This window comes from Vibrio sp. V38_P2S17PM301 (assembly GCF_009904845.1).
In the GTDB taxonomy this organism is placed as follows: Bacteria; Pseudomonadota; Gammaproteobacteria; order Enterobacterales; family Vibrionaceae; genus Vibrio; species Vibrio proteolyticus.
Genome location: NZ_WXWO01000091.1, coordinates 1 through 25,991, shown reverse-complemented (window position 1 = coordinate 25,991; position 25,991 = coordinate 1). Strand labels below are relative to the sequence as shown.

Sequence of the window (25,991 nt, the reverse complement as noted above, 5' to 3'; positions counted from 1 at the left end):
CGATCTCATAAAAAGTAATTCTCATTAAAAAAGAGGCTCTTTGAGCCTCTTTTCTATCTATCGATTCCAATACGTCTAGCGCCAAACTCCCCACTCTCCCGTAGTTCCGGGTTCATCTCCCTGGGTCCACCACTGCGCTGTCCACTCTCTGCCAGCATGCGACACCACATCGCCCGCCACATACGTTGCACTCACGCTCCAGGCATTTTCTGGCTGAGGTGGCGGCGTTGTGTCGTCTTTGATGAGTGAGACTTGATAGTTGTAGGAATCATCCGGCGCAAATACTTGATTGGCATAAATGTTAGCGGTGTCATACATGTAATGGTTCATTTCTTCGTGCCAAATGCCAATAAACCACTCGCCTTGTTTGCTCTCATTGAATTGCGCTGCTAACTCCGCAGACCAGGTCGCTGTGTTATTGGCAGTGATTGGCAAGCTAACGTCCGTGTTTTCGCTACCACTTACGTCAAACGTACGCAGACGAACGGTATCTCCAGGTTCAACCGGGCCGAAACCTTGAGAAACAAAATAGCCCAACGCCGTCAGGTTATCTACCGGGTCTGTTGGATCGGTTGGATCCGTTGGTCCCGTGCTGCCATCACCACTGAAGGTAATGTCACTACAGTTATAAAAGCCTTCGCCTGCCGGGTCTTCGCGTTGCCAGCGCGTATACAAAATGGCATCACCATTGCGGCCAGCAGGTAAAGTAACCTTGAAGCGATAACGCTTATCCTCCCCAACCTGAGTATTCCCGGCCGTATCCACCAGCTCAAGATCATCCCAAGTGAGTGGCGCATTGTGGTCATATCCGGGTTTGGTCAGATAGAACTCCCAGAATGAAGGATTGTGTGGTGCTGTTGCATTGAACACCAGTTCGATTTGATTGTTGGCATCGAGGGTGATGGCCGTCTTTTGCCAATACGGTGATGGTATATCTAAACCCGATTTGGCGCTGTCGGCCGCAGAGCAGAGGCTGCCATCACGAACGGTCGCTTTCACATGAGCCATATCGTTGTAATTCGCAACATTGGCCGCAACCTCATTGCGCTGCACAAATGGATAGGCTCCTGATTCATCGTAAGCAGCCTGACAAGCCTGGTTAGGGATGTTGTTATCCCAAAAACCGCCGTCGAGATAACACGTATTCTGTCTTGCACTTGGAAACTCTACCCAACCATGAGCATTGGCCGCAACAGGCATCATCAGCCCTAAGCCAGATGCCGCCAACATCAGTGACGTTATTTTTTTCATCATTTTATCCTTGTGTAAGTCCGGCTCATTACCGCAAGGGCTCTGAGCATGCACATGCCAAGAATGGCTCTAACAAATTAGCAAGGAAATGTTCAAAAATCGGGTTGGTGTCTCTGATCTGCTATCTCCTTTCCAATCAATCGGCAACAAACATAAAGTTGCGTCTGTCGCTTCGAGTCACTTCAAAGTTTAATTATTGAGCGAAATGGAATTTAACCGTCTAGCATATTCCAAAACGAACATAATTCGTTCATTTACAATCGTTACTGTTTTTTGAGAAAGTTGGAGCAATGTTGAAAAAATTAAACCTAATTAGCTGTATTTTTATAATTTTTAATACTTATGCAACATTTATCACAGTAATAAATTTCTCAATTCATACAATCACCCTCTTTTCGAACGAAACTTAAACTTGCTCGTTCGCACCTTAAGAAAACCATCGCAAAAACACACTATGAGGTTCCTATGTTTGGAATATTCAAACCAAAAGGGCATATCGATCGCCTCGCTGGCGACAAGATCGACAGCACTTATACCCGCCTCCGTTGGCAATTGTTCATCGGTATTTTTGTCGGTTATGCCGGCTATTATCTGGTGAGAAAAAACTTCAGTTTGGCCATGCCATATCTGATTGAACAGGGCTTCAGCCGTGGTGATCTCGGTGTCGCACTTGCGGCGGTTTCGATCGCTTACGGCTTATCTAAATTCCTGATGGGAAGCGTATCAGACCGCTCAAACCCGCGTTACTTCCTGAGCGCCGGATTGTTAATGTCCGCTCTGGTGATGTTCTGTTTTGGTTTCATGCCATGGGCCACTGGCAGCATCACAGCAATGTTCATCCTGCTGTTTTTAAACGGATGGTTCCAGGGAATGGGATGGCCCGCCTGTGGACGGACTATGGTGCACTGGTGGTCGCGCAAAGAGCGCGGTGAAATCGTTTCTGTATGGAACGTTGCGCACAACGTCGGTGGTGGCTTGATTGGTCCTATGTTCCTGCTTGGCCTGTGGACATTTAATGACGACTGGCGTACCGCTTTTTATGTTCCCGCCTTTTTTGCTGCCTTAGTCGCTGTATTTATCTGGATGACCATGCGTGACACGCCTCAGTCCTGCGGTCTGCCACCGATCGAAGAGTACAAAAACGACTACCCGGATGACTATGACAAGTCACACGAGAATGAAATGACAGCGAAAGAAATCTTCTTTAAATATGTCTTTTCTAACAAGCTGTTATGGTCTATCGCGATCGCCAACGCATTTGTGTATCTGATTCGTTACGGTGTACTGGACTGGGCTCCGGTTTACCTGAAAGAAGCCAAAGACTTCAGCGTGGATAAATCATCCTGGGCATACTTCTTGTACGAGTGGGCCGGCATTCCGGGCACTCTGCTGTGCGGCTGGATCTCGGACAAACTGTTCAAAGGTCGTCGTGCTCCTGCCGGCATTCTGTTCATGGTATTGGTGACGCTGGCGGTTCTGGTTTACTGGTTCAACCCGGCAGGCAATCCAGGTGTTGACATGGCAGCGCTGGTGGCTATCGGCTTCCTCATCTACGGCCCGGTCATGCTGATTGGCCTGTATGCTCTCGAACTGGCACCGAAGAAAGCCGCTGGTACCGCGGCGGGTTTAACCGGCCTGTTTGGTTATCTGGGCGGTGCGGTCGCAGCGAATGCAGTTTTGGGTTACACCGTTGACCACTTTGGTTGGGATGGCGGCTTCCTGATCCTGGTCGGCTCGTGCATCACCTCCATCGTGTGCCTGACGTACGCATTTATCGGTGAACGAACCATTCACAAGCAAAAAGAGCTTAATAAAGAAGCAGTTGTATAACTTTGTAATAAAAACTTCATTTTTAGATGGCAGCCTGCGGGCTGCCTTCTTACAACAAAGGAAATCGTGATGAAATTAACGTCAGCTTGCGCAGCATTGATCGCGCTAGGACTCTCTGCCAACGCTTTTGCCAAACCTCTGGTGATCGCACACCGGGGGGCGTCTGGCTATTTGCCAGAGCACACGCTTGAAGCCAAAGCCCTCGCTTACGGTATGAAGCCTGACTATATCGAGCAAGACGTCGTAATGACGAAAGACGATCAACTGGTCGTCCTTCACGATCATTATCTTGATCGCGTCACCGACGTTGCTGAACGTTTCCCTGACCGTGCACGCGAAGACGGCCGTTACTACGCCATCGACTTCACGCTGGCTGAAATTAAAACGCTGCGCGTTACGGAAGGGTTCAATCTGGATGATAAAGGCAACAAAGTGGCTGGTTTCCCGGATCGCTTTCCAATGTGGAAATCTGACTTTACCGTACCGACACTGGCTGAAGAAATTGAGTTGATTCAAGGTCTGAACAAAACCCTGGGTTACGATATCGGTATCTACCCGGAAATCAAAGCCCCTTGGTTCCACCGTCACGAGGGCAAAGACATCTCTAGCGCGGTTCTCAAAGTACTTAAACAGTATGGCTATGACAGTGAAGACGATAAAGTCTACCTGCAATGTTTTGATCCTATTGAGCTGAAACGTATCCATGATCAGTTAATGCCGGAAATGAAGATGGACCTGAAGTTGGTGCAGTTAATGGCGTACACCGACTGGAACGAAACCATGGAGTACAAAGGTGATAAGGCCACCCCTTACAATTACGACTGGATGTATCAGCCCGGTGGAATGAAGCAAGTCGCGACTTATGCCGATGGAATCGGCCCGTGGAAACCGATGCTGGTTGACGACAAATCTACCAAAGACAACCTGATCATCCTGCCATTGATGAAAGAAGCAAAAGACGCCGGACTGGCCGTCCATCCTTACACGTTCCGCGCCGATAAAGGCCGCATTCCTGCTTACACTGACAGCTTTGACGGCATGCTGGATATTTTCTACAACCAGGTAAAAGTGGATGGTCTGTTCTCGGACTTCCCGGACAAAGCCGTCCATTTCCTGAACCAATAATCCACCGTTCAACGCTCCACATCAAAGCCTTAATCGACATTAAGGCTTTTTTCTGCCTCTTTTTCATCCCCACCCCAATTAACATTAGAGACTGCGCGACTGCCCTGTGGTACTGCTATGTTTATTGTGGCAGTTGTTAATATTTGGAAAATCCTGACAAGCCGCACGAACAAAGGCCTTACAAGTGACATAGGCTTTACGTCGCCCGTGCGCAGTTTTGTACGTAAAGTCACTAAATCCGTAATGCGCAAGCGAAGGCTCACCTTCCCACGTGCATCGAACATTCAACTTCAATATTTCACAAGATTGAAATCATGATAAAAAAACAACATCAGGCGCTATGGTTAGGGTTGCTCAGCTCGCTATCTTTTATGTCTTACGCCAACCATATCGTCGCCTGTGACACTTATGCCGCGATGGCTTTACCTAATGATGCACCTTTGTATAACGCCCCGAGCCATACCGGTTGGTCAAAAGGAGCCGCGATTGTACAAGGCATTCCGCGCGGAGACGCAGCGCCGGCTTATTGGTCAGACGCTATTATCGACAAGTCGATGACCACCGCTGAACCTTGGAATGCCATGACCCAGTGGTTTACTGTTTTTGAAGCACAAGATAACCAGGTTCACAATGTACGGGTGGCGGTCGGCGACTCGGATATCTGGTTATTGCGCTCAGAGGACGCTTCAATGAACCCGGCGACGGCAAAATGGGAACATATCACACCGGAGATGACACCAGTGATATGGGCAGCCTACTTCTCATCCAACATGGTGGATTACATCCGCGATATTCCCTACAAAGCATCAGACACCGGCGCAAAAGAATACACGATGAGCAGCAACCATTATCCCATTCATGGCGGAACCGATATCATCGGTATCGATGGCAGTAACGTCATTGGCGCATTTGTGCGTATGAAAGCCTGGCTGATACCTGATGGGCCAGAGGCCGCCCGCACCATTGATAACGCCAAAGTATTGATTAGCGTGGGCGCCGATTATTACCCGACGAGAACCACCACCGTCGCCAACGGATCGTTTGCCAACGCCAACTATTTACCAGGCGTTGCAGACAGTCGTTTCCGCTATCTGACCAAAACACCTCAATGGTATTACATGGGCACCGTCACACCGGATGATTTATCTATCGTCGACAACAACAGCCCGCTAATAAAATCGGGGGGAAAAAACTATCTGACTCGCGAAGAGTGGATGACCAATCCGCCCCCCGTCCCGGTTGACCAGTAAGCATAAAAAAGAGCGCCACAGCGGGCGCTCTTTCCATTGCCAATCAGGGCATTCAGGACGAAAAATGCTGAGTCATAAACGCTTGGATCAAAGCGATAAAGTCTTTTTCTGCCAGCCTGGCACAACGCAGGGTCTGCTCATGAGACAATGGCACATCACCAAGCCCTTCCGCCATGTTGGTAATGGCACACACAGCCAGTACCGGTAAGCCACAATGTGCCGCCGAGATGACTTCCGGCACCACCGACATACCAACCACATCACCACCGATGATCTGCATCATACGAATCTCGGCCGCCGTCTCGAAGTTAGGGCCAGTGTAGGAGACAAACACACCCTGATTCAGATGTATCCTTTGTTGCTCAGCCACCTGTAGCACCTCTTCGCGTAGCGTACGATCATATGCATTGGCCAGACTGAAAAAACGCGGGCCATACGCGTCATCATTTGGCCCGGTCATCGGAGACTCTGGCATGGTGTTGATGTGGTCATGGAACACCACAAGAGAGCCAACGTCAATTCGCTCCGGACGCAGCGATCCAGCAGCGTTGGTGACCAGCATAAATTCACACCCCAAACGCTTGAAGGTGCGTACCGGCGTGGTCATCACTTTCATCGACTGATGTTCGTAGTAGTGGCCTCGTCCTTTCATGCACGCCACATCGACACCATTCATTTTGCCCAGCACCAGTTCGCCCGAATGGCCTTCAACGGTACTGACCGGAAAGCCCGCCAGCTCTTCGTATGGGATCACCACTTTTTCTTCAAGCGCATCGGCAATCACGCCCAGTCCGGAGCCAAGAATAAATCCGACACGAGGCTGGAAGCCCGGCTTTCTGGCATAAATAGTTTCAAGCGCTTTATCAACAGGATCGTACGACATTCTGAGTTACCCAATATTGTTTCACACCTCCCCACTCTAGCGCACCAACCGTACTGTTTATATTTCTAAATTCAGCACATTTGTTCTAATATTCAAAACAGTTAATTCAGTAAAGTGCGTATCATGTCGTCGCTATCTAATCGTATCAGCCTGAAAATGCTGCGTTATTTTCTAAAGGTCGCCGAAACCGGACACTTCAGCCGGGCCGCCGAGCAATTGAACATCACCAAGTCACCGCTCAGCACACAAATCAAAGAGCTTGAGACGCTGCTAGGGAGCGATCTGTTTGAGCGAGATTCTCGCAATGTTCGGTTAACACCTGCGGGCGCGCAACTGCGCAATGAATGTGTTTCTCTGTTTGACCAACTTGATCGCTCGCTGAATAAAGTGCAGCAAGTCGCGCGTCAGGATATACAATCCATTCACCTGGGATTAATGAGTTCGATCTTTTGGGCTGGGTTCGGTGAAGCGCTCGGTCAGTTGAGTCGGCAACATCCGTACATCCGTATCAACCTGCTGGAATCCGCCCCCAGCCAACAACTGACTGCATTGCGTGATCATCGCATCGACATGGGGCTGGTGCGATACGCCGATGCCCAACGCTCACCACACCTTCAATGTATCACTCTGCTCGAAGAGAATATGGTTGTGGCGTTGCCCGCGCATCATCCGCTGAGCAGCAAAACGCAACTCTCTCTCAAGGAGTTGACACAGGAAAGCTTTGTCATGCTCAGTCAGCACAACTCCGCGTCGACGGATCTCATCATTCGTTATTGCGAGCAACTCGGTTTTACACCCGATGTCGTTCAACAGGTGATTGAGCCCAATACCGTGGTCGCTGTAGTGGCCACCAGCGAGTTGCTGTCAGTGGTACCCGCCAGTTACCAGGGGCTTAGCTGGAGCAACGTGCGTTTTGTTGCTTTAAAGGAGCAGATACGTGCGGATATTTGCGCGGTGACGTTAGCACAGCCAAGTGCAGATCTTACATTGATCGCAGAAGAACTGAAAAGGAGCCTCGAACAGCTTTAGCGCAGCGCTTTAACGCTGTCACGCACCACTAAGGTCGGTTCAAGTTGCACAACTTGTGGTTCATTCGTCACTTTGTCCAGTTTATTCAGCAGGGTATCGACCGCCGCCTGACCAAGGCGGTATTTGGGCTGGTGGATAGTGGTCAGTGGTGGCGTCATGAATTTCGCGATATGGATATCATCATAGCCGATCAGAGATAGCTCCTCAGGAATACGGATGCCGTGTTGACTGGCGGCGTTGATCACCCCCATTGCCATCATGTCATTACACACGAAAATTGCACTGGGCAATGGCCCTTTTGCCAGCATTTTGTTGAAAGCCTCATACCCCCCTTCGCATTCGAAGTCCGATTCGACTATCCAGTTCGCTTTGAATTCCAAACCGGCTTCATTCATGGCCCGTTTGTAGCCTTCGTAACGCATCTGCGCCTGATGCTTGATCAACGGCCCGGTAATACAACCAATGTCCCGATGACCACTTTCAATTAAGTGTTTGGCGGCCATGTATCCACCGCGCAAGGAGTTGTCCTGGATTTTGTCACTGGCAAACAGCATCGGCCCCCAGTCCATAACCACCACCGGAATATCCGGATAACGTTCGAAGACATCAATACGCTCCCCTTCCAACGTCGAACACATGAGCAACAAGCCATCGACACGTTTTTGCAACAAGGTATCGATCGACGTTTTCATCCGCTCGTTGTCGCCTTCGGTGTTACACAAAATCAGGTTGTAACCTTTTTGGTAACAGCTGCGCTCAACCCCTTTCACAACTTCACCAAAAAATGGATTAGTTGACGTGGTCACCAGCATACCGATGGTTTGAGTCCGGTTAATTTTCAGGCTGCGGGCCAAAGCAGAAGGAGCGTAGTTCAGCTCTTTGGCGGCTTGATTGACCCGTTCAGAGATCGCTTCGCTGACGTATCGGGTCTTGTTGATAACATGGCTGACGGTGGAAGTGGAAACCCCTGCGAGTCTTGCGATGTCTTTCATCGTTGCCATGTTATTCTCCTATTTATGACTGATGGGCTGCCAAAAACACTTCGACTTCCTGACGATTGGGTATCGAAGTCTGGGCTCCGAAACGGGTGACAGAAATGGCAGCCGCAGCATGAGCAAACTTAATGGCTGATTCTAAAGGCATATCTTCCAATAAACCAGTGACTAATGCCCCATTAAACGTATCGCCAGCGGCGGTCGTATCCACAGGCTCTACCGCAAAGCCAGAGATCAGTTCACCACGCCCATTCTGACTCAACCAGACCCCTTTCGCGCCCAACGTGATCAATACGATTTCAATCCCTTTGTGGTGTAGTACATTCGCAGCTTGTTGCGCAGATGCATTGTCTGTCACGGTTATGCCGGTCAGGACTTCAGCCTCTGTTTCATTCGGTGTGATCACATCAATGCAGTTGAGTAAGTCATCTGGCAATTCACGCGCCGGAGCCGGGTTCAGGATCACATTGGTCTTGTGCGATTTGGCTTCTTGAGCGGCTCTCTCAATGCCGTCCAAAGGTGTTTCCAGTTGCATGAGCAGATAGCTGGCCTGACGGATTCGCTCCAGATCCGGCTCAATCATCTCAGCCGTCAGACGAGCGTTCGCTTCGGCAGAAATACAGATGCTGTTTTCACCGCTGTCAGCAACCTGAATCATGGCGATACCGGTTGGGCAGTTCGGCTGCATTTTCACCCCTTCCGTGTTCATGCCATCGCACTTAAAGCTTTCACGAATGTTAATGCCAAACGCATCATCTCCGACACAGGCAATGAAACCGATGTCGGCTTTCAGACGCGCTGCCGCCACCGCCTGATTGGCGCCTTTACCACCCGGAATCACCTGGTAATTATGACCATGCAGCGTCTCGCCGGGGCGAGGAAATGAAGGCACTTGAAGAACATGGTCAGCGTTCACGCTACCTAACACGACGAGTTTATTCATTCGGTTATCCTCGGTTCTGAGAACCTTTAAACAATAGAGAAACAGGAGTGATACTTGTACGTCCTCGTAAACACGCACAAGTATCGACCCTGTCGAGGGTCAGAAATGCCCCGCACGTTTGTGGTGCGGGGCATAATGATTACTGCTTCGTGACCACTTTAAGCGGCACCGGGATATACTCATCCACGCTCTCGCCCTTGAGTACTTTGTTGGCCGTTTCAACGCCCAACGCACCAATCAAGTCCGGTTGCTGCGCGATGGTTGCCGCCAGTTTGCCGCGATTAACCGCCGCAATACCATCTTCCGTGCCATCAAAGCCCACGATCATGACGTCTTTACCTGAAGCCTGAACCGCACGCAGTGCACCCAACGCCATTTCATCGTTTTGAGCAAATACGGCCTGAACATCCGGATTCGCAGCCAGCAGGTTTTCCATTACGTTGAGGCCTTTGGTGCGGTCAAAGTCCGCAGGCTGACTGGCGAGCAGATCCATGTTGCTGCCTTTTACCGCATTCATAAAGCCTTCTCCACGCTCACGTGCCGCCGAGGTTCCTGCGATGCCTTCCAACTGGATGACTTTGGCTTTTTCACCCACTTTTTCCATGATGAAATGACCCGCCATTTCTCCACCGACCACGTTGTCCGATGCAATATGGCTAACCACTTCACCTCGGCTCGCACCGCGGTCCAGTGTCAGTACCGGAATCTTAGAGCGGTTCGCCATTCGGATGGCATTGGACACCGCATCCGAGTCGGTTGGATTGATCAGAATCGCTTTAACGCCACGAACGGTCAGATCCTCAACGTTTGACAGTTCTTTGCTCGGGTCGTTTTGCGAGTCCAGAACAATCAGGTTATACCCCAGTTCCTTGGCTTTGGCTTCCGCGCCGTCTTTCATGGTGACAAAGAACGGATTGTTCAGTGTCGATACCACAATCGCCATTGTGTCCTGTGCCTGAGCAGCAACAGAAACGGTGGAAGAAAGGAGTGCAGCAGAGATAAGAGTTGCCAGTTTTTTCATCGTTATAGTCCTTTGTTGCAGGGTGGGTTGGAGCGTCTGCCCCAACCAGATATCGTATTGATTTATTTATTTTTATTATCGACCAGTACCGCCAGAAGAATGACCACAGCTTTGGCAATCATCTGGTAGTAGGAAGACACGTCGAGCAAGTTAAGTGCATTGTTCAGGAAACCGATAATCAGCGCACCAATCAAGGTTCCCATGATACGTCCACGACCGCCCATCAGGCTGGTACCACCCAGTACCACCGCCGCGATGGCGTCGAGTTCATACCCCATACCCGCGGTTGGCTGGGCCGAAGACAAACGTGAGGTCACAATGATGCCTGCCAGCGCTGCGAGCAAACCACACAGGGCGTATACCCCGATTTTCACACGGTCGACATTAATGCCAGATAAACGGGTCGCCGATTCGTTTCCGCCCAGCGCATAAACATAGCGGCCAAAACGAGTATGATTGAGCAGATACCAGGCAGCGGCGAACACAATCACCATCAGCCAGACAGGGACCGGAATTCCCAGTGCGTATCCGGTACCGAACCAGGCGAACGCGTCCGCCGTATCAGTAAAACCAGTAGAAATTGGACGTCCGTCGGTGTAAACCATGGTCACGCCACGCAATAACGTCATCGTCACCAGAGTGGCAATGAAAGCCTGCACTTTCCCTTTTGCGATAATAATGCCGCTGATTGCGCCCAGAGCCGCCCCCGCGAGCAGTGCCGTTGGTACCGCGATCAAGACAGGCACTTCCATCGCTATCAGGCTGGCGGCAAACGCGCCACACAGTGCCAGAACGGATCCGACGCTCAAATCAATGCCTGCGGTCAGAATGACCAAGGTCATCCCCACCGCGATGATGGCATTGACTGACGTCTGGCGTAGAATGTTGAGAATGTTGTCGACGGTAAAGAAATTGGGGTTCAGAAACGATACGACAATGATCAAAAATAACAGTGCTATCAGCGACTTCTGTTCAATCAGCCACTCTTTGCTAAACAGCTTCTTTGTGCTGGCTGGTTGTGGTTTGCTCATGGTATTGGTACTCATGCTGCTTCCTCGTTAATCATTTTACCTACTGCACACGCCAGCAGTTTTTCCTGATCGGCATCAACGGCATCAAACTCGCCACTGATGCGACCTTCATGCATCACCAAAATACGGTCACTCATGCCCAGCACTTCTGGCATTTCCGATGACACCAGAATGATGCTCATCCCCGCCGCTTTAAATTTATTGATCAGTTGGTAGATTTCTTTTTTGGCGCCGACGTCAACTCCGCGCGTTGGCTCATCCAGAATCAGGACTTTCGGGCGAGTCATTAAACCTTTGGCAATCGCGACTTTCTGTTGATTCCCTCCCGACAAGTTACCGATGATCTGGTCACGCGACGGTGTTTTAATATTGAATAAGCCGATGTAGTCTTCCACGGCCATGATTTCATCAGCGTGACGAATCTGACAACCCCGGCTCAGTTGATCGAGCGCGCACAGTGACATGTTTTCTTTCACCGACAACCCCAGCACTAGGCCATCGCCTTTACGGTCTTCCGAAATGTAAGCGATACCGCTCGCCAAGCCACCTTGTGGTGACGTCGGGTTGATCTCTTCACCGTCAAGACGGACAACACCACTTTGCTTCGCCAGAGCACCGTAAATCACCTTCATTAGTTCCGTACGCCCAGCGCCCATCAGCCCCGAAATTCCAAGAATTTCGCCTCGCTGCAACGTGAAGCTCACGTCTTTCACGCCCGCCCCGGTTAACCTTTCCACTTCCAGGCAGACGTCACCATGTGTCACATCAATACGCGGGTATTGCTCTTCCAGTTTGCGCCCGACCATCATTTCAATCAGGCCATCCTCGTTGGTATCTGACACCTGACACTCACCGATGAATTTGCCGTCGCGAAGCACCGTGATGTCATCACAAATTTCAAAGATCTCTTTCAGTCGGTGAGAAATGTACACAATCCCGCAACCTTGCTCACGCAGCTCCCGGATCACGGCGAAAAGAGAGTCTGTCTCCGTATCCGTAAGCGCATCTGTCGGCTCGTCCATGATGATCACGCGGGATTCAAACGACAGCGCTTTAGCGATTTCGACCATTTGTTGCTCACCCAGGCTAAGCTCGCCGAGCAGTGTTTTGGCACTGTGCCGCACATTCAGACGCGCCAGCAGTTGATCGGCTTGCTCGTACATTTTGTCCCACTGGATCCGGCCCAATGCACTGGTAAATTCGCGGCCGAGAAATATGTTTTCAGCAATGGTCAGTTCTGGTATCAGGTTCAGTTCCTGGTGAATAATGCTGATTCCGGCCTGCTGAGAATCTCGCGGCCCTTTAAATGCCGCCGGTTGCCCTTGGTACGAAATCGAACCGGCATCCAGTGAATAGATCCCCGTCAGAACTTTCATCAAGGTCGATTTTCCGGCACCGTTTTCCCCCATCAGGGCCATTACGCGGCCCGGATAAACCTTCAGGCTGGCCTTGTCGAGCGCTTTGACACCAGGAAAGGCTTTTTCAATCTCGCTGAGCTGTAATATCGCTTGAGTCATAGAGAATTCCCAATCGTTTCAATACGGATTTAAAACACCACACCGGCCTGAAAAATCACGTTGGCATACGGCGTACATTCACCAGTACGAACCACTGCCCGGCTCTGGTGGGTACGCTGCTTAAAATCATCATGTGATAAGTACTGAACGGTGATCTCACGTCCGGTACTTTCCTGTTCGTGCTCCAGCTCGTTGATCAGTGCCCGATGATGTTCCGGGCTGACCTGTTCGAACTCTCTGGCAATCACAACCCCTTCAATCTGAGACTCGGACAGGATGACACGCACGGTTTCGATGAATCCCGGAATGCCGTGAGTCAACGCGAGATCGATCCGCTGTACTTGATCCGGAATCGGCAAACCAGCATCACAAATCGTGATTTCGTCAGTATGGCCCAACGTGGCAACCAAATAAGACAGCTCTGAGTTGATGAGGGTACTTTTTTTCATGTATTCACCTTGATTAAGCGGCAGAAACCCGTCTGGATTCACCGGTACGTTAAGACAACAAAGAGTTTTTCAGTGGTTGAATGTTATTGTCAGAAAACTCATCGAAACGTTTCGATGCCATACTAACGTGAATAAATGCTGTTGCATCTCAACCGTCTCGAATATGTGACTCGGATCTGCCAATGGTGACTCACGGACGCTGAAAAAGTGATCCTTTTCACTGACAATCATATCAGTGAGATGGGAATTGGCCGGGTGTTAACATTGAAACTAATATTTTCGGTATAGTAGCGGACATTGCTTAATACAGGGTTATCCGAACAATGAAAAAACTGGTTGTTTTACTGTTAACGGTTGGTGCCTTATCGGCCTGCAGTGATGAAGTCGGTAGCAAAAACTGGTGCAGTGCACTAAGAGGCAAGCCAAAAACGGAATGGACAGGTCAGAACGCAGTTGACTTCGCCCAATACTGCGTTTTTCAGAATGAGATTGGCAGCCAAGCCTGGTGTGAAGATATGGACAGAAAACCGAAAGGTGACTGGAGCGCAAACGAAGCCACCAGCTACGCGAAACACTGTATCTTCTGATCGATGTTGCAATTAAGGGTATATTGGTCAGCCAATTCTGTCGCAATACTCTGATTGTGCTGAATATTGACATCCCCCTGACGAAGCTGCACGGGTTGCTACCTAAAGTCAGCCGCACACCTAACCGTTGGATAAAATGGAGAAGAAAATGAAAAAATTGGCAGCAATGTTGTTAATGAGTGCCGCTTTGTTTGGTTGTACAAAAGTGGGCAGCGAAGCCTGGTGCAACGATATGAAAGAAAAGCCGAAAGGTGACTGGACAACAAACGAAGCCAAAGACTTCACCAAACACTGCATTTTCTAGTCTCTTGTGTACAACTCATATCAATACAATAACCGGGGCGTTCCCCGGTTTTTTTATTGCCATTTTTACGTCTCATGTTTCCGCAGTCTAAGTTTTCAATTCCAGTTATTGGCATATGCTAATAATTTTCGTACTGTGCTCCTGAACGCTCTTACAGGAGAAAAACACATGAAAATCGCTCTTCCATTGCATCGCGGCGTTATCTCCGCTCATTTTAGTAAAGCACAGCAGTTTATGATCTATGATACGCAGTTGGGTGAACTACGCCGCTTTATCAATCCTGCCGTTCGCACTTCAGGCTGCCGGGGAAAAGCGGAACTGCTTACTCAACTGGCCGCCTCCGGTATAGACGGCGTAGTCGTGCGTCACATCGGCGAGCATATGTTTATCAAACTGCGCCAGCGAAACCTTGCAGTATGGCACTGTCACCGGAAAACAGCGCCAAATGAGCTGAACCTCGCTGAATTAACTACACTGAATAGTGAGGAAACCCGGCAATCTCGCCGGCAACAGGCATGCAGAATGGGCGTATCACCAAACCGACTACAGCCTTTATCCTCACCGGTCGAGTTGACGCAGATTAACGGGGGAAAGCAGATCAATGACTGAGTTCATCATTGCGTTTTTGGCATTCGTGGGCATCATCGCGCTTATGGCACTAGGCGTTATCTTTCACCGCGCCAGTATCAAAGGGAGCTGTGGAGGTCTTAACCAGATTGGTGTCGACAAAGTCTGCGATTGTAAAACCAGTTGCGAAAATGAGGAGAAATCAAAGACCTTGTATCAGATACAAGAGCCTGACAAGCGCTCTCGCGCTCATTAGTCCTCGAAGCGGAAATGCAGTGCCTGTCCCTGAACCAGAGCCAAAGCCACTTTATGACGGGCACGCTTTACGATGTTGCCAAAAGTCTGGCGGGAGACCTGCATTTGGTCTGCTGCCTGCTGTTGACTCAAATCTTCAAGATCGGCCAGACGCAAAGCTTCAAACTCTTCCGACAATAACTCGACCTGACTTAACTCAGTCATGGGTACGCCGTTGGGCTTGTAGCAGCTGTATGGTGGGCGCGCGCAGATGGTGCGCTGTTTTTTAGGACGTGCCATGATTCTCCCCTATTTATCCGCCAAGCATACTCCCGAACTCTTCAGCAAACAATCATGCTTTCAACCGCTTTCTGATTGAATATTAACGTAATCCAAACAAAGCGTTATCGAAACCCACTTAGAATAAACCCGATTAAGTTATGTAACCACTGTCACTTTGACACTACTTTTTTCAGCCCCGGCCACGTTGGTCAGGGCTTTTTCTTTTGCAGCAAAGGAATCTGATTTCGCAGCAGCGCGCGGCGCACACTCAGGCACAGCTTGCCAAACCGTCGAATCTCATCGAACTGGGGTATGACGCCCCTTCTCAATGCCGACTCCCAATAACACAGTTCAGATTCCACCATTTCAAGCAGTTTTTTCGGGCACCCAAGGCAACTGCCTTGCGGACCGCACACAAACGTCTCTGGAGCATAAATCGGCAAAGTGGCTTTGACCTCATCAATCAATTGTTGCATTGCGGTCATTCGATCGGGTTTTGGCACCATGTATCCCAAACAATTTAGAACAAACCTCCATTATATTGGGTGAGCGTATGCTGTAACTTACTCTAAAGGGCGATATGCTGGTGCCTCTGCACTGTGCGGCCCACGGTGGAGAGTAACCTAACAATTGGTGACAAACAGGCGGTCAGTTTCAGACCGCCTGAATTGCACACTAAGATGCCGCCACCACTTCCGAGGTTTTCTCCGGCACCAGCCGCGGTTTACGCACTACCAGATACACTGCGCAGGCAGACAAGAGAAAACCAAGTGCGCCCAAAAGGTCAAACGACTCACCAAATACCAACCAAGCCTGTATAGCCGTGGTTGGCGGCACCAAATAGAACACCGAAGCCACATTGGATGCGGCACCATGTTCCACCATATACAGGAGCAACAAGATAGCGACACAGGACAACACGACCACCAACCAGAGAATGGTGAGAATGAACGTCATGTTCCATTCAACCTGCATGCTTTCGTACTGCATTGCATATGGTAAAAACAGTGTACTGGCAGCCAGGTACTGGATCATCGCACCGCCTACCATGTCACAACCTTTACACCATTTTTTCTGATACAGAGTACCCAACGTGATCCCCAACAGAGACACCACACACAACCCGATCGCCAGCCATTTGTGCTGGTCCGATTGCCAGGCCATATTCCCGGCCAGAACCAAGCTGATCCCAACAAAGCCAAGCGCTAACCCCAGCCATTGAGAACGTCGAAACCGCTCTGCCGTAAAAAGAACCAATAATAAAGCAGTCAGTATCGGTTGCGTCCCGACCAACAAGGAACTCAGCCCGGCAGGCATCCCCAAGTCAATCGCCAGATAAGTGCCTCCCAGGTAAAATCCGTGGATCAAGACACCGACAACCACGCTGTGCAACAGAGCTTTCCCACGCGGAATACGCCGCCGCAACACCAAAATCAACAACCAAAACAGCACCACATTCGAGACCATTCGGATGGTCAATAGCGTGGCTGGCTCTGCGTACTGCAGACCCAGCCTGGCCCCAACAAAGCCAGACGCCCAAAGAATCACAAATACAAACGGAATAAAGCGAACCAACATGTCCTTTCCTCTGGCTTTTCATCTCAGTTTCACGTTACTTTAGTTGGGCACAGAAATATTAAAAGGCACAGCTTACTTATTTTACATGGGTACAGAATGGACACTCCGAACAAGTATTTGATGGTCGAATACCATCTGAGACAAGCCATCGATGGCGGGCTTTACCGGGCGGAAGATAAGCTCCCGTCCATTCGCCAACTGAGCCAGACGCTCAACGTCGGCAAAAATACCGTGATCCGTGCGTATCAAGAACTGGAAGCCGCTGGTGTGGTCTATGCAGTCGAAAAGTCAGGCTATCGAGTCAAATCGACACCTAGCCCTCAGATTCCCCAACAACCGCCAAGACGAGTGGATTTACTGTCGCTATCTAAAGAGATCCTTACCTACCGTGAAGAGAAGGAGCGTCTTCCGCTGGGATCCGCTCATCCCAACATAGACGCGCCCGCCATCAAAAGCCTCTATGCTACGATAGGCCGGCATAGTCGCCTGCAAAGTCAGATGCCAAGCCACTATCAACTTCCTCCCGGACATAATCTACTCTTGCGGCAGTTGGTCAGGATCAGCCGGGATCTTGGTGTCCCCGCCACTTTAGACGATATCGCTGTCACCAACGGAGCCCAGCAAGCCATCAGTCTGGCACTGCGCGCGTTAACCAAGCCGGGCGATATTGTTGCCGTCGAATCTCCCTGTTATTTCGGCAATTTGTTGTTGATGGAATCACTTGGGTTACAGGTCGTAGAAATTCCCGGTTGTGTCCGAACTGGCATGGATCCCACTGCACTTGCCAAGGCGCTCAAACGCTGGGACATTCGTGCAATTCTGGTGACTCCCAACTTCGCTAACCCGACCGGAGCCAGAATGCCACTAGAGAAACGATTGGCCTTGCTTGACGCCTCTTCGGGTATACCTATCATCGAAGATGATGTATTCGGCGCTTTGGCGTTTGATGAGGGCATTGCGCCTCTGGCCGCGCTGGCCAGCGACGAACGGGTCATCTACGTCAATTCCCTCTCTAAAACGCTCGATTCACGTCTGCGTCTTGGCTGGTTGATTGCCGGGTGCTATCAGCCAGAGATTGAAAAACTGCTGATCTGTGAAAATATGGGCAGTCAGAACCTGATCCAATCCGCGGCAGCTGAGTTTCTGACAACCGGCAAATACCGCCAGCACATCAACAAAATGCGCCGGACGTATCAGCACAACCAACGCCGATTGCACCAACAGTTAAGTGACGCATTGAACCGATACTCTAATTTGCACAAGCGCTTTTATCTGACTCAACCGGACGGTGGCTACTTGTCCTGGCTGCTCATCGATGGGGAGTTTGACAGCGAAGCTCTTTACCGAGCCTGTCATGAACACAAAATCAGTCTGCTACCCGGAACCGTGTTTGCGACATCAGACGGTTTTCGCAACGCCCTAAGGCTCAGCTGCGCGCACTACCGGGATGAACGTCACTGGCAACAAGGGATAGACAAGCTGGCACGCCTCATTTCTGAGTATTGTGGCACAAAGCACACGGGCTGAAATCGGGTCTGCTACACTCAGGGAGTTCCGTTCAATAACTCCTTAACAGGTAAAGCATGAAGAAATCACTCTTACTCGCAGCTCTGCTACTGCCCTGTTCAGTGGCGTACGCCGATATTTCCATCTCTACCGACAAGATGGAAGTCAGTAAAGATTGTCTGAAAATGGATGGCGATAACATCAAGATCAAATCTGAAGATTGTGACCCGGAAAAAGGCAAAGGCCAGATGGACGGCGAGAGCCGCAGTGTTCACGGCGATGACAACCCAGGTCAGGGCCACAACAAAGATAAGAAAGACAAAAAAGGCAACAGCTAAGCTTACCCTAAGGACAAAAAGGCCACAGTGTGGCCTTTTTTATTTTCTCATTGTCCATTGATCTGAAATAAACAAAAATTGCTTTGATAACAAATCGTTTGAGCCGTCAGACGAGTCGCCTTAGACTCGGCGCTGAACCAACAACAAGGATATCAATCAGCAATGAAAAACTATTTCGAAAGTCCATTCGCTGGCAAATCCCTGAAAGAGCAAGTCACCAATCCCAACATCATTGTTGGCGACCACAGCTACTACTCAGGCTACTATCACCGTCATAGCTTTGATGACTGCGTCCGTTATCTTGTGCCAGATCGCTCCGACGTGGACAAATTGATCATTGGCCGTTATGTGTCGATAGGCTCAGGCGCCGTATTCATGATGGCGGGAAATCAGGGTCATCGCACTGACTGGGCCACGACTTTCCCATTTTTTTATCAGGAAAATCCCGCATTTGAAGGGGCGCTGGATGCCTTTAAACCCGCAGGCGACACGGTCATCGGTAATGATGTCTGGATAGGCTCAGAAGCGATGATTATGCCAGGGGTGACGATCGGCGACGGCGCCGTGATTGCCAGTCGTGCCGTTGTGACCAAAGATGTTGAACCTTACTCCATTGTTGGCTCCAACCCTGCCCGCCATATTCGTCATCGCTTCTCCGACGAAGAGGTGGCGATATTGCTCGAAATCCAATGGTGGGACTGGCCAGATGAACAACTCAAAGGTGCAATGCCCCTGCTTTGTTCGTCGGATATCTATGGTTTGTACCAGTACTGGAAACATCTTCGTTAAGTGAAACGTCGCACTTAAGCCCATATTCGAGCCGAAGTTTTGACTTAAGTGCGATTTGCATCCTAGGATGAAACATCGTTAAACGGAAACTCAAGGACGCGCTATGTATCAGGAAATTCTCAATTTTTGGTTTCAGGAACTGGAATCGAAAGACTGGTTCTCCGGCGATCCCACGCTGGATGAACGTATCACCGAGCGTTTTACCGATGTCCTCGACAGTGCGGCACAGGCGGAATTGTATAACTGGCGCGGCAATCCGCATGGTCGACTGGCCGAAATCATCGTTCTTGATCAGTTTTCACGCAATGTTTACCGCAATACTCCCCGAGCGTTCGCACAAGACCCGCTTGCTCTTGCTCTGGCACAGGAAGCCATCGCAGCCGGTGCGGACGATGCCCTCAACGCTGACGAAAAAAGCTTTTTATACATGCCATTTATGCACAGTGAGTCCAGACGCATTCACGAACAGGCTATGAAGCTTTTCAGTTGTCCCGGATTGGAGTACAACTACGATTTCGAGCTCCGACACAAAGCCATCATTGACCGCTTTGGCCGATACCCACACCGAAACGAAATCCTCGGCCGGCTCAGCACTGACGAGGAGATGGCCTTCTTACAGCAACCGGGCTCGAGCTTTTAACTGATGTTTCGCTGCCATAGCAGCGAGTGTTTATGCATATTCTTTTCAAGGGCCTCGACCATGAACAGTGGACTGAAGTTACGCGCGTTGGAACGCTCCGATTTGCGCTTTATCCATGATCTTAATAACAACCGCAATATCATGTCGTACTGGTTTGAAGAACCGTATGAGTCATTTGATGAACTGGAAGAGCTCTATAAGCGTCATATTCACGATGATGCCGAACGGCGATTTGTCGTTGAAGACGAAAACCAAAGCCTGATCGGTCTGGTGGAGCTGATTGAAATCAATTACATCCACCGAAGCGCAGAGTTCCAGATCATTGTCGCCCCAGCGTATCAGGGGCGTGGATTCGCCACCGAATTGATATTGCGTGCGCTGGACTATTCCTTCTCGGTACTGAACCTGCACAAGATTTACCTACTGGTTGCAGTCGAAAATAAAAAAGCGATTCACCTTTATCAGAAATGCGGCTTTATTGAAGAAGGCCACCTGGTGGAAGAATACTTTATCAATGGCCAGTATCAAGACGTGAAACGCATGTATATTCTGCAACACCAGTACCAGAAAGAACCGCTCGACCAGGCATGATTGCTGCTGCTCTCGCCGGGTTTACACTCGGCTTGTCACTCATTTTGGCCATCGGCGCACAAAATGCGTTTGTACTTAAACAAGGCATTCGGCAGCACCATGTGCTGCTGGTGTGCTCACTGTGCGCATGCTCTGACGCAATATTGATCTCCGCTGGCGTGGCCGGATTTGGCGCGATGGTCAACGCGTTTCCGATGATTGAAAGTGTTGCCCGTTATGCCGGAGCACTGTTTCTGCTTTGGTATGCTCTGCGCAGTTTTCTGTCGGCATATCGGGAAAACCATGCACTGAACCCGGCAGGTGACGCAAAACACAGTGCTGTTAAAACAGCCTTGATCTGCCTTGCATTCACTTGGCTTAACCCCCATGTTTATCTTGATACCATCGTACTGCTTGGTTCGGTATCCACTCAGTATGACGGTCAGAGAATCCCGTTTGCGGTGGGCGCAATGACGGCCTCATTCGTCTTTTTCTTTAGCTTGGGGTTCGGCGCCAAAGCACTGATCCCAATTTTTCGCCATGCGAGAGCCTGGAAGGTCTTTGAAATCGTGATCGGCTTGATCATGCTAATACTGGCGATTCACCTGATTCGATAAGGAGCTGACATGATTCACATCCACGGACTGGATCACATCGTTTTACGCACGAGCAACATTGAAGCCATGCTGACGTTTTATCGAGATGTTCTGGGTTGTCCGATTGAACGTGAACTGGCACCCGATATTGGCCTGATCCAACTGCGAGCCGGAAGTGCCTTGATTGACATCGTGCCGGTTGACAGTGAACTGGGTCAACTTGGCGGCCAGGCTCCCCAACAGGATGGGCGTAATGTTGATCATTTCTGTCTGCAAATGGCACCAGTGGAAGAAGCCGATCTGGCGCACTACCTGATTTCGCACGGCATTGAAGTCTCTGAGTTCGCCGAGCGATATGGCGCGGAAGGTTTTGGTCGTTCACTTTACATTCAGGATCCGGAAGGAAACGTGGTCGAGCTCAAACCCAAGAAATGAAACCAGCCAATCCGCTACCCACCTACTGTCGTCTGGCGTATTATTCGCGCAATTGCGGCAGATAAGTTACTGGTTGCATTTCAGAACCTGCTCGCATTGTTTTTCTGACACAAGGAGTCTGTTGTGCGTATTGCGGTATTGGACGATTATCAAGATCAGGTTCGTCATCTGGCGTGTTTCTCTCTGCTACATGATATGGATGTCACGGTGTTTAATCACACGGTAACCGACATCGAAAAACTGGCGGACATGCTTCAATCATTCGACGTCTTAGTGCTCATTCGAGAACGGACGCTCATTAACGACGCTCTGCTCTCACGCCTGCCTAATTTGAAGCTCATCAGCCAGACGGGCAAAATCAGTAACCACCTTGATTTGGATGCCTGCAACCGCTACCGGGTAGCCGTTGCTGAAGGCGTCGGATCGCCGGTTGCCCCTTCAGAGCTTTGCTGGGCATTAATCATGGCCGCCATGCGACACATTCCCAGCTATATCAACCGGTTGCAAAACGGTCACTGGCAACAATCGGGACAACCTTTTCTGGGAAGAACACTGGAGGGCAAACGCTTGGGGATCTGGGGATTTGGGAAAATCGGACAACGTGTCGCAGGTTACGCCACGGCTTTCGGCATGGAAGTAATGATCTGGGGTAGTGAGGCATCACGTGAAAAAGCACAAGTCATGGGTTACCAAGCCGCTACTAACCGTGACCAGTTTTTCACGCACTGTGATATCGTGTCGTTGCATCTACGCCTGAACGACGCAACACGTCATATCGTCACACGGGACGATCTTGAGCAAATGAAACCCGACGCTCTGCTAGTTAACATCAGCCGCGCTGAGCTTATCGAGCCTCAGGCGCTGTACGACACCCTGTCCGCTCATCCGGGCAAAATGGCGGCGATTGATGTGTTTGAACAGGAGCCGGCGTATGCAACCAACCAATGGTTGTTAACACTGCCCAATGTCGTCGCCACGCCTCATATTGGCTATGTCGAACAAGGCAGTTATGAGCTTTACTTTAGGTACGCGTTTGACAATGTGCGGGCGTATGCTGAGCAACGACCACACAATATCGCCAACCCTGAGGTGTTATAGCGTATGAGTACATTACGCCTCCAGCAAGGAGACATCACAACAGCCACCACCGATGCTATCGTGAACGCGGCCAACCCGGTGATGTTGGGAGGCGGTGGCGTTGATGGCGCCATTCACCGTGCGGCAGGGCCAGCGCTATTGGAGGCTTGTCGTCAAGTGCCGGCAGTGGAAGGTGTCCGCTGCCCGACAGGCGAAGCTCGCATTACCTCGGCTGGCGCACTGGCAGCACGTTATGTCATTCATACCGTCGGCCCCATCTATCATCAAAGTGCCGATCCCGCGCGTTTGCTGACAGCGGCCTATGCCGCCTCACTGCGACTGGCTCGGCAATATCATTGCCACAGCATTGCATTTCCGGCGATCTCTTGCGGGGTTTACGGTTACCCGATTGAAGACGCCGCGTACCAGGCTCTGCGCACGTGTATGCAAGAAGAGTTTCATGACCTAGAGATCGTGTTTTATCTGTTCGACGAGCACACACTCAAAACGTGGCAAACAGTACTTCAGAATCTGAATCACCAACGCGGAGCGGGTCATGAGTCAACCATTTAGTTTACTGGCGAACCTGCCTGTCGATCTCAGTGAAGAAGTGTTCGAAGATGTGCTACGCCACGACACCTTACGTATTGAGCGTATCGTGTCCAAAGGCCACTCTTCGCCTCCCAATCACTGGTACGATCAAACCGAGCATGAATGGGTGCTCTTGCTCGCTGGTGCCGGTCGTATTCTATACGCTGACAACCGTGAAGTAACGCTACGTGCCGGAGACTGTCTCAATATTCCGGCTCACACACGCCATCGCGTCAGTTGGACAGATCCGAATACGGAAACGATCTGGCTGGCCATATTCTACTCTTAGGAGCCTACTATGATGTCCTGCAGCCAGTACGATTACATCGAGATTGCCTGCCTTTATCACCTGCCAGTCAGACTCAAACTGCTCAACGGCACGATTGTGGAAGGGACGGCGGTCGATACCACATACACCACAGAGCGAAAAGAGGCCATCGTCATTGCGACATCCAGTGGCCATGAGACGTTGCCCACCGAGTCCTTACACAGCATGCAAGCGCTGGCGGCCAATCCTCACTTCGATCAGGTCACGTTTACACAGATCGCCTGATACAAAAAAGGCGCACCTTAAGGTGCGCCTTCACTGGTTCCATTCTGAGTTTAGTCAGCACGCAAAGTTACACCAGCGTAATTGCTGTAACCACGCAACATAACGTGATACGTAGTACCCGCTTGCGCTGAAATTGAACACTGCTCTTCGTTACCGTACTTATATGGACGGCAATCGTAAGAAGTCGTGGTTGGCTTGCTACCCGCTTTCACGTAAAGGTCTGCATCACCTGTACCGCCAGTGATCTTAATCACTACGCTAGATGAGCTGCTTGGTGTGAACGTGTAGTAAGTCATGTCATTGCGGTTACCTGAAAGGTTCGCCAGCGGTTTACCGATTTCCAGTACATCGCCAGACGGAGGAGGAGTTGCACCACAAGACGCGTTAACGCCTACCGTGTTAAACGCATCTTCTACGTCTGCAACGCTGTAACCCATGTCGCTCGCAGCTTTCACTACACCACAACCGCCTTCATCAAATGTGCTGTTCGCTGTCCAGTACAATTGGTTAGCCAGGGTGAACACTTCAAAGCCTTTGCGTACATCCCAACCCGCTTTGTTAGCCAGCAGGTAGAACGCACGGTTGAATACACCACTTGAGTAGTGAACATTCAGGCCATTGTAGTAGTCAGACGCATGGTCGATAGAACGGCCGTCACGCGAAGGCTGATCAAAGTAACGCAGACCGCCGGATGATTTGAAGATATCCGCACCGACAACCCAGTCAACGCTGCCTTTCATGTAGAACTCTGCTGCTTCACCTGCAATATCAGAGAACGCTTCGTTCATACCACCAGACATATTCTCGTACACCAGACCCGAGTTTTGTTCGGTGAAACCGTGGCTCACTTCGTGGGCACTAACGTTAATATCCACCAGCGGGTAGAAGGTGCTGTAGCCATCACCGAAGGTCATGGATGAACCATTCCAGAACGCGTTTTCGTAGTTGTTACCATAGTGAACACGCATAGTCAGCTGGAACGTCAGTGGTGTGGTGTTCATCCAGTCTTTGTACATATCGAAAACCACTTTACCGAAGTAGTGGGCATCGTTCAGTGGCGAGTACGCGCCGTTAATGGCTTTGTAATCGTTGTAGTTGGTTGAGTCGTTACAGGTATAGCTGTAAGTGGTGTTACCTGAAGTTGAGCCGTTCAGGTCAACCGTTCTTACCGCGCTGTTGTTCATTGAACACTTAGTGCCGACTTTATCGATGACAAACGGAGGAAAGTCAGAACCGTATTCATAACGACCTGTTTTGGTGTTACCGCCAGGGCCAGTACCGTCAGCTTGTGCATGGTTCAGACCATCCCAAGTTTGCAGTACTTCACCCGTTTGCGCATCAATGAAAAAGAAAGGACGCGCTGGGTGATCCTCGGCAACGAAGAAATCAACCAGATACACTAGTTGCGCTTGATTGTTGTCGTCCAGACGAACCATCAACTCGGCTTTTTCGTTTTCCGTTGCAGGTTCCGCAACCATTTTTTCTTGCTGTTGGAAACGCGATTTAGCAATTGAAATGGCCTGCTTCATCTCAACGGATGGCGTCAGTGTAGACACGTCGTCTGCGATACCCTGAGCCATCACACCGAACACTTCGCTACTGCCAGACTTCGATTCAGTCGCCACTACCGAGGTGTTGAAAACCGGTAGACCGTGGTGAGTTTGTTGATAACGAACTTTCACTTTGCCATTTGGCAAAACAACTCGTTTCATTTGTTTGAATCCGGTTTCCACCGGGGCAACGCTCTGTGACTGAGCTTTAAGAGCCTGGTTTAGCAGGCTGCCATCATTTACGTTGATCATTTCTGCAGCGGTGACAGGTAGCGCAGTTGCCGCGCTAACAGCCAGCAGCCAGTTGATGTGACGTTGTGTTTTATTCATTTCTCAATCCTGGAGATTATTTTCAATCGTTGTTTAACTACTGATAAATCAGAAATTAAACCCTCCTGCGATAACTCGCGAAATAACCATTAATTACATTTCTGTAACATTCCAGTTTGTAAGAAAAATATTTTATATCC

Annotated in this window: 31 protein-coding genes; 19 read left to right on the top strand and 12 right to left on the bottom strand. The window is 50.1% G+C overall.

The features are described from left to right. Positions 1-75: 75 nt before the first annotated feature. Positions 76-1,230, bottom strand: coding sequence for a lytic polysaccharide monooxygenase (locus tag CAG64_RS19270; protein WP_161457585.1), 1,155 nt, complete (start codon positions 1,228-1,230; stop codon positions 76-78). 486 nt (positions 1,231-1,716) lie between these two features. Here CAG64_RS19270 and glpT point away from each other — a divergent pair, with 486 nt between their 5' ends. The 3 genes from glpT (at position 1,717) to CAG64_RS19255 (ending at position 5,456) form a co-directional block, all read left to right on the top strand. Continuing rightward, positions 1,717-3,081 carry a glycerol-3-phosphate transporter gene (glpT, locus tag CAG64_RS19265; protein WP_161457571.1) on the top strand — a complete coding sequence of 455 codons (1,365 nt, stop codon included), beginning with the start codon at positions 1,717-1,719 and terminating at the stop codon, positions 3,079-3,081. Between the two features lie 69 nt (positions 3,082-3,150). Beyond that, positions 3,151-4,206: a glycerophosphodiester phosphodiesterase gene (gene glpQ, locus CAG64_RS19260; RefSeq protein ID WP_161457572.1), complete on the top strand. Its 1,056-nt coding sequence runs from the start codon at positions 3,151-3,153 to the stop codon at positions 4,204-4,206. Positions 4,207-4,520: 314 nt separating this feature from the next. Then, positions 4,521-5,456: a hypothetical protein gene (locus tag CAG64_RS19255; RefSeq protein ID WP_161457573.1), complete on the top strand. Its 936-nt coding sequence runs from the start codon at positions 4,521-4,523 to the stop codon at positions 5,454-5,456. Between the two features lie 52 nt (positions 5,457-5,508). Here CAG64_RS19255 and xapA read toward each other — a convergent pair whose 3' ends face one another. After that, entirely contained in the window at positions 5,509-6,339 is an 831-nt protein-coding gene (gene xapA, locus CAG64_RS19250; protein WP_161452773.1) for a xanthosine phosphorylase, read from the bottom strand. Between the two features lie 123 nt (positions 6,340-6,462). On the opposite strand from xapA, the gene CAG64_RS19245 reads away from it, so the two are divergent. Further along, positions 6,463-7,368 carry a LysR substrate-binding domain-containing protein gene (locus CAG64_RS19245; RefSeq protein ID WP_237668157.1) on the top strand — a complete coding sequence of 302 codons (906 nt, stop codon included), beginning with the start codon at positions 6,463-6,465 and terminating at the stop codon, positions 7,366-7,368. Here the strand turns inward: CAG64_RS19245 and CAG64_RS19240 are convergent. The 6 genes from CAG64_RS19240 to rbsD all read right to left on the bottom strand — a co-directional run bounded on the left by CAG64_RS19240 (position 7,365) and on the right by rbsD (position 13,324). Beyond that, positions 7,365-8,369 carry a substrate-binding domain-containing protein gene (locus CAG64_RS19240; RefSeq protein ID WP_161457574.1) on the bottom strand — a complete coding sequence of 335 codons (1,005 nt, stop codon included), beginning with the start codon at positions 8,367-8,369 and terminating at the stop codon, positions 7,365-7,367. The genes CAG64_RS19245 and CAG64_RS19240 overlap by 4 nt on opposite strands. Before the next feature lie 13 nt (positions 8,370-8,382). Continuing rightward, on the bottom strand, positions 8,383-9,306 hold the full coding sequence (gene rbsK / locus CAG64_RS19235; protein ID WP_021706318.1) for a ribokinase: 924 nt from the start codon (positions 9,304-9,306) through the stop codon (positions 8,383-8,385). Positions 9,307-9,445: 139 nt separating this feature from the next. Then, the gene (gene rbsB / locus CAG64_RS19230) at positions 9,446-10,327 is read right to left on the bottom strand and encodes a ribose ABC transporter substrate-binding protein RbsB (protein WP_161457575.1); all 882 of its coding nucleotides are present in this window, start codon (positions 10,325-10,327) and stop codon (positions 9,446-9,448) included. A gap of 62 nt (positions 10,328-10,389) precedes the next feature. Continuing rightward, positions 10,390-11,373: a ribose ABC transporter permease gene (rbsC, locus tag CAG64_RS19225; RefSeq protein WP_021706320.1), complete on the bottom strand. Its 984-nt coding sequence runs from the start codon at positions 11,371-11,373 to the stop codon at positions 10,390-10,392. Next, the gene (gene rbsA, locus CAG64_RS19220) at positions 11,370-12,875 is read right to left on the bottom strand and encodes a ribose ABC transporter ATP-binding protein RbsA (RefSeq protein WP_021706321.1); all 1,506 of its coding nucleotides are present in this window, start codon (positions 12,873-12,875) and stop codon (positions 11,370-11,372) included. The genes rbsC and rbsA overlap by 4 nt, the downstream gene beginning before the upstream one ends. A gap of 29 nt (positions 12,876-12,904) precedes the next feature. Further along, complete coding sequence (gene rbsD / locus CAG64_RS19215) at positions 12,905-13,324, bottom strand: D-ribose pyranase (RefSeq protein WP_021706322.1); 420 nt, start codon at positions 13,322-13,324, stop codon at positions 12,905-12,907. Positions 13,325-13,647: 323 nt separating this feature from the next. On the opposite strand from rbsD, the gene CAG64_RS19210 reads away from it, so the two are divergent. The 4 genes from CAG64_RS19210 (at position 13,648) to nqrM (ending at position 15,038) form a co-directional block, all read left to right on the top strand. After that, positions 13,648-13,911 carry a DUF3012 domain-containing protein gene (locus CAG64_RS19210; protein ID WP_161457576.1) on the top strand — a complete coding sequence of 88 codons (264 nt, stop codon included), beginning with the start codon at positions 13,648-13,650 and terminating at the stop codon, positions 13,909-13,911. Positions 13,912-14,059: 148 nt separating this feature from the next. Next, positions 14,060-14,215, top strand: coding sequence for a DUF3012 domain-containing protein (locus CAG64_RS19205; protein WP_161457577.1), 156 nt, complete (start codon positions 14,060-14,062; stop codon positions 14,213-14,215). A 168-nt stretch (positions 14,216-14,383) separates the two neighbouring features. Continuing rightward, complete coding sequence (locus CAG64_RS19200; protein WP_161457578.1) at positions 14,384-14,824, top strand: NifB/NifX family molybdenum-iron cluster-binding protein; 441 nt, start codon at positions 14,384-14,386, stop codon at positions 14,822-14,824. Then, positions 14,817-15,038 (top strand): (Na+)-NQR maturation NqrM, encoded by a 222-nt coding sequence (gene nqrM / locus CAG64_RS19195; RefSeq protein ID WP_021706326.1) that lies wholly within the window; start codon positions 14,817-14,819, stop codon positions 15,036-15,038. Before CAG64_RS19200 ends, nqrM begins: the two co-directional genes overlap by 8 nt. Here nqrM and CAG64_RS19190 read toward each other — a convergent pair. The 3 genes from CAG64_RS19190 to CAG64_RS19180 all read right to left on the bottom strand — a co-directional run bounded on the left by CAG64_RS19190 (position 15,035) and on the right by CAG64_RS19180 (position 16,876). Next, the gene (locus tag CAG64_RS19190; RefSeq protein WP_161457579.1) at positions 15,035-15,316 is read right to left on the bottom strand and encodes a DUF134 domain-containing protein; all 282 of its coding nucleotides are present in this window, start codon (positions 15,314-15,316) and stop codon (positions 15,035-15,037) included. The two genes, nqrM and CAG64_RS19190, sit on opposite strands and share 4 nt — an antisense overlap. 191 nt (positions 15,317-15,507) lie before the next feature. Then, a complete protein-coding gene (locus CAG64_RS19185; protein WP_040902892.1) occupies positions 15,508-15,804 on the bottom strand; it encodes a hypothetical protein in 297 nt (98 codons plus the stop codon). 169 nt (positions 15,805-15,973) lie between these two features. Beyond that, positions 15,974-16,876 (bottom strand): DMT family transporter, encoded by a 903-nt coding sequence (locus tag CAG64_RS19180; RefSeq protein ID WP_161457580.1) that lies wholly within the window; start codon positions 16,874-16,876, stop codon positions 15,974-15,976. A 96-nt stretch (positions 16,877-16,972) separates the two neighbouring features. Here CAG64_RS19180 and CAG64_RS19175 point away from each other — a divergent pair, with 96 nt between their 5' ends. The 11 genes from CAG64_RS19175 (at position 16,973) to CAG64_RS19125 (ending at position 23,971) form a co-directional block, all read left to right on the top strand. After that, on the top strand, positions 16,973-18,403 hold the full coding sequence (locus CAG64_RS19175) for an aminotransferase-like domain-containing protein (protein ID WP_161457581.1): 1,431 nt from the start codon (positions 16,973-16,975) through the stop codon (positions 18,401-18,403). A 56-nt stretch (positions 18,404-18,459) separates the two neighbouring features. Next, a complete protein-coding gene (locus tag CAG64_RS19170) occupies positions 18,460-18,720 on the top strand; it encodes a CG2 omega domain protein (RefSeq protein WP_161457582.1) in 261 nt (86 codons plus the stop codon). Between the two features lie 162 nt (positions 18,721-18,882). Further along, the gene (gene catB / locus CAG64_RS19165; RefSeq protein ID WP_161457583.1) at positions 18,883-19,509 is read left to right on the top strand and encodes a type B chloramphenicol O-acetyltransferase; all 627 of its coding nucleotides are present in this window, start codon (positions 18,883-18,885) and stop codon (positions 19,507-19,509) included. A gap of 103 nt (positions 19,510-19,612) precedes the next feature. After that, positions 19,613-20,149, top strand: a complete 537-nt coding sequence (locus tag CAG64_RS19160) for a DUF924 family protein (RefSeq protein WP_161452793.1) — start codon at positions 19,613-19,615, stop codon at positions 20,147-20,149. Between the two features lie 60 nt (positions 20,150-20,209). Next, on the top strand, positions 20,210-20,740 hold the full coding sequence (gene speG, locus CAG64_RS19155) for a spermidine N1-acetyltransferase (RefSeq protein WP_021706334.1): 531 nt from the start codon (positions 20,210-20,212) through the stop codon (positions 20,738-20,740). Continuing rightward, positions 20,737-21,336: a LysE/ArgO family amino acid transporter gene (locus CAG64_RS19150; RefSeq protein WP_021706335.1), complete on the top strand. Its 600-nt coding sequence runs from the start codon at positions 20,737-20,739 to the stop codon at positions 21,334-21,336. The genes speG and CAG64_RS19150 overlap by 4 nt, the downstream gene beginning before the upstream one ends. A 9-nt stretch (positions 21,337-21,345) precedes the next feature. Then, the gene (locus CAG64_RS19145; protein WP_021706336.1) at positions 21,346-21,750 is read left to right on the top strand and encodes a VOC family protein; all 405 of its coding nucleotides are present in this window, start codon (positions 21,346-21,348) and stop codon (positions 21,748-21,750) included. Between the two features lie 123 nt (positions 21,751-21,873). Then, positions 21,874-22,848 carry a D-2-hydroxyacid dehydrogenase family protein gene (locus CAG64_RS19140; protein ID WP_021706337.1) on the top strand — a complete coding sequence of 325 codons (975 nt, stop codon included), beginning with the start codon at positions 21,874-21,876 and terminating at the stop codon, positions 22,846-22,848. Positions 22,849-22,851: 3 nt separating this feature from the next. Continuing rightward, on the top strand, positions 22,852-23,400 hold the full coding sequence (locus tag CAG64_RS19135; RefSeq protein ID WP_021706338.1) for an O-acetyl-ADP-ribose deacetylase: 549 nt from the start codon (positions 22,852-22,854) through the stop codon (positions 23,398-23,400). Continuing rightward, positions 23,384-23,707, top strand: coding sequence for a cupin domain-containing protein (locus CAG64_RS19130; RefSeq protein WP_021706339.1), 324 nt, complete (start codon positions 23,384-23,386; stop codon positions 23,705-23,707). The genes CAG64_RS19135 and CAG64_RS19130 overlap by 17 nt, the downstream gene beginning before the upstream one ends. A 9-nt stretch (positions 23,708-23,716) precedes the next feature. Further along, on the top strand, positions 23,717-23,971 hold the full coding sequence (locus CAG64_RS19125) for a Rho-binding antiterminator (protein ID WP_021706340.1): 255 nt from the start codon (positions 23,717-23,719) through the stop codon (positions 23,969-23,971). Positions 23,972-24,021: 50 nt separating this feature from the next. On the opposite strand, the gene nprV is transcribed toward CAG64_RS19125, so the two are convergent. Then, positions 24,022-25,851, bottom strand: a complete 1,830-nt coding sequence (gene nprV, locus CAG64_RS19120; protein WP_021706341.1) for a vibriolysin — start codon at positions 25,849-25,851, stop codon at positions 24,022-24,024. Positions 25,852-25,991: the final 140 nt, after the last annotated feature.

Excerpts from the sequence above, each read along its gene's own strand:
- CAG64_RS19245 (WP_237668157.1), top strand. The coding sequence starts at position 6,463 with ATGTCGTCGCTATCTAATCGTATCAGCCTGAAAATGCTGCGTTATTTT.
- CAG64_RS19150 (WP_021706335.1), top strand. The coding sequence starts at position 20,737 with ATGATTGCTGCTGCTCTCGCCGGGTTTACACTCGGCTTGTCACTCATT.
- CAG64_RS19205 (WP_161457577.1), top strand. The coding sequence starts at position 14,060 with ATGAAAAAATTGGCAGCAATGTTGTTAATGAGTGCCGCTTTGTTTGGT.
- CAG64_RS19130 (WP_021706339.1), top strand. The coding sequence starts at position 23,384 with ATGAGTCAACCATTTAGTTTACTGGCGAACCTGCCTGTCGATCTCAGT.
- CAG64_RS19270 (WP_161457585.1), bottom strand. The coding sequence starts at position 1,230 with ATGTTGGCGGCATCTGGCTTAGGGCTGATGATGCCTGTTGCGGCCAAT.
- CAG64_RS19135 (WP_021706338.1), top strand. The coding sequence starts at position 22,852 with ATGAGTACATTACGCCTCCAGCAAGGAGACATCACAACAGCCACCACC.
- rbsK (WP_021706318.1), bottom strand. The coding sequence starts at position 9,306 with ATGAATAAACTCGTCGTGTTAGGTAGCGTGAACGCTGACCATGTTCTT.
- glpT (WP_161457571.1), top strand. The coding sequence starts at position 1,717 with ATGTTTGGAATATTCAAACCAAAAGGGCATATCGATCGCCTCGCTGGC.
- CAG64_RS19255 (WP_161457573.1), top strand. The coding sequence starts at position 4,521 with ATGATAAAAAAACAACATCAGGCGCTATGGTTAGGGTTGCTCAGCTCG.
- CAG64_RS19180 (WP_161457580.1), bottom strand. The coding sequence starts at position 16,876 with ATGTTGGTTCGCTTTATTCCGTTTGTATTTGTGATTCTTTGGGCGTCT.
- CAG64_RS19160 (WP_161452793.1), top strand. The coding sequence starts at position 19,613 with ATGTATCAGGAAATTCTCAATTTTTGGTTTCAGGAACTGGAATCGAAA.
- CAG64_RS19210 (WP_161457576.1), top strand. The coding sequence starts at position 13,648 with ATGAAAAAACTGGTTGTTTTACTGTTAACGGTTGGTGCCTTATCGGCC.
- CAG64_RS19240 (WP_161457574.1), bottom strand. The coding sequence starts at position 8,369 with ATGGCAACGATGAAAGACATCGCAAGACTCGCAGGGGTTTCCACTTCC.
- xapA (WP_161452773.1), bottom strand. The coding sequence starts at position 6,339 with ATGTCGTACGATCCTGTTGATAAAGCGCTTGAAACTATTTATGCCAGA.
- rbsC (WP_021706320.1), bottom strand. The coding sequence starts at position 11,373 with ATGAGTACCAATACCATGAGCAAACCACAACCAGCCAGCACAAAGAAG.
- CAG64_RS19125 (WP_021706340.1), top strand. The coding sequence starts at position 23,717 with ATGATGTCCTGCAGCCAGTACGATTACATCGAGATTGCCTGCCTTTAT.
- CAG64_RS19200 (WP_161457578.1), top strand. The coding sequence starts at position 14,384 with ATGAAAATCGCTCTTCCATTGCATCGCGGCGTTATCTCCGCTCATTTT.
- CAG64_RS19170 (WP_161457582.1), top strand. The coding sequence starts at position 18,460 with ATGAAGAAATCACTCTTACTCGCAGCTCTGCTACTGCCCTGTTCAGTG.
- rbsA (WP_021706321.1), bottom strand. The coding sequence starts at position 12,875 with ATGACTCAAGCGATATTACAGCTCAGCGAGATTGAAAAAGCCTTTCCT.
- speG (WP_021706334.1), top strand. The coding sequence starts at position 20,210 with ATGAACAGTGGACTGAAGTTACGCGCGTTGGAACGCTCCGATTTGCGC.
- rbsD (WP_021706322.1), bottom strand. The coding sequence starts at position 13,324 with ATGAAAAAAAGTACCCTCATCAACTCAGAGCTGTCTTATTTGGTTGCC.
- nqrM (WP_021706326.1), top strand. The coding sequence starts at position 14,817 with ATGACTGAGTTCATCATTGCGTTTTTGGCATTCGTGGGCATCATCGCG.
- CAG64_RS19190 (WP_161457579.1), bottom strand. The coding sequence starts at position 15,316 with ATGGCACGTCCTAAAAAACAGCGCACCATCTGCGCGCGCCCACCATAC.
- glpQ (WP_161457572.1), top strand. The coding sequence starts at position 3,151 with ATGAAATTAACGTCAGCTTGCGCAGCATTGATCGCGCTAGGACTCTCT.
- nprV (WP_021706341.1), bottom strand. The coding sequence starts at position 25,851 with ATGAATAAAACACAACGTCACATCAACTGGCTGCTGGCTGTTAGCGCG.
- catB (WP_161457583.1), top strand. The coding sequence starts at position 18,883 with ATGAAAAACTATTTCGAAAGTCCATTCGCTGGCAAATCCCTGAAAGAG.
- CAG64_RS19175 (WP_161457581.1), top strand. The coding sequence starts at position 16,973 with ATGGACACTCCGAACAAGTATTTGATGGTCGAATACCATCTGAGACAA.
- rbsB (WP_161457575.1), bottom strand. The coding sequence starts at position 10,327 with ATGAAAAAACTGGCAACTCTTATCTCTGCTGCACTCCTTTCTTCCACC.
- CAG64_RS19185 (WP_040902892.1), bottom strand. The coding sequence starts at position 15,804 with ATGGTGCCAAAACCCGATCGAATGACCGCAATGCAACAATTGATTGAT.
- CAG64_RS19145 (WP_021706336.1), top strand. The coding sequence starts at position 21,346 with ATGATTCACATCCACGGACTGGATCACATCGTTTTACGCACGAGCAAC.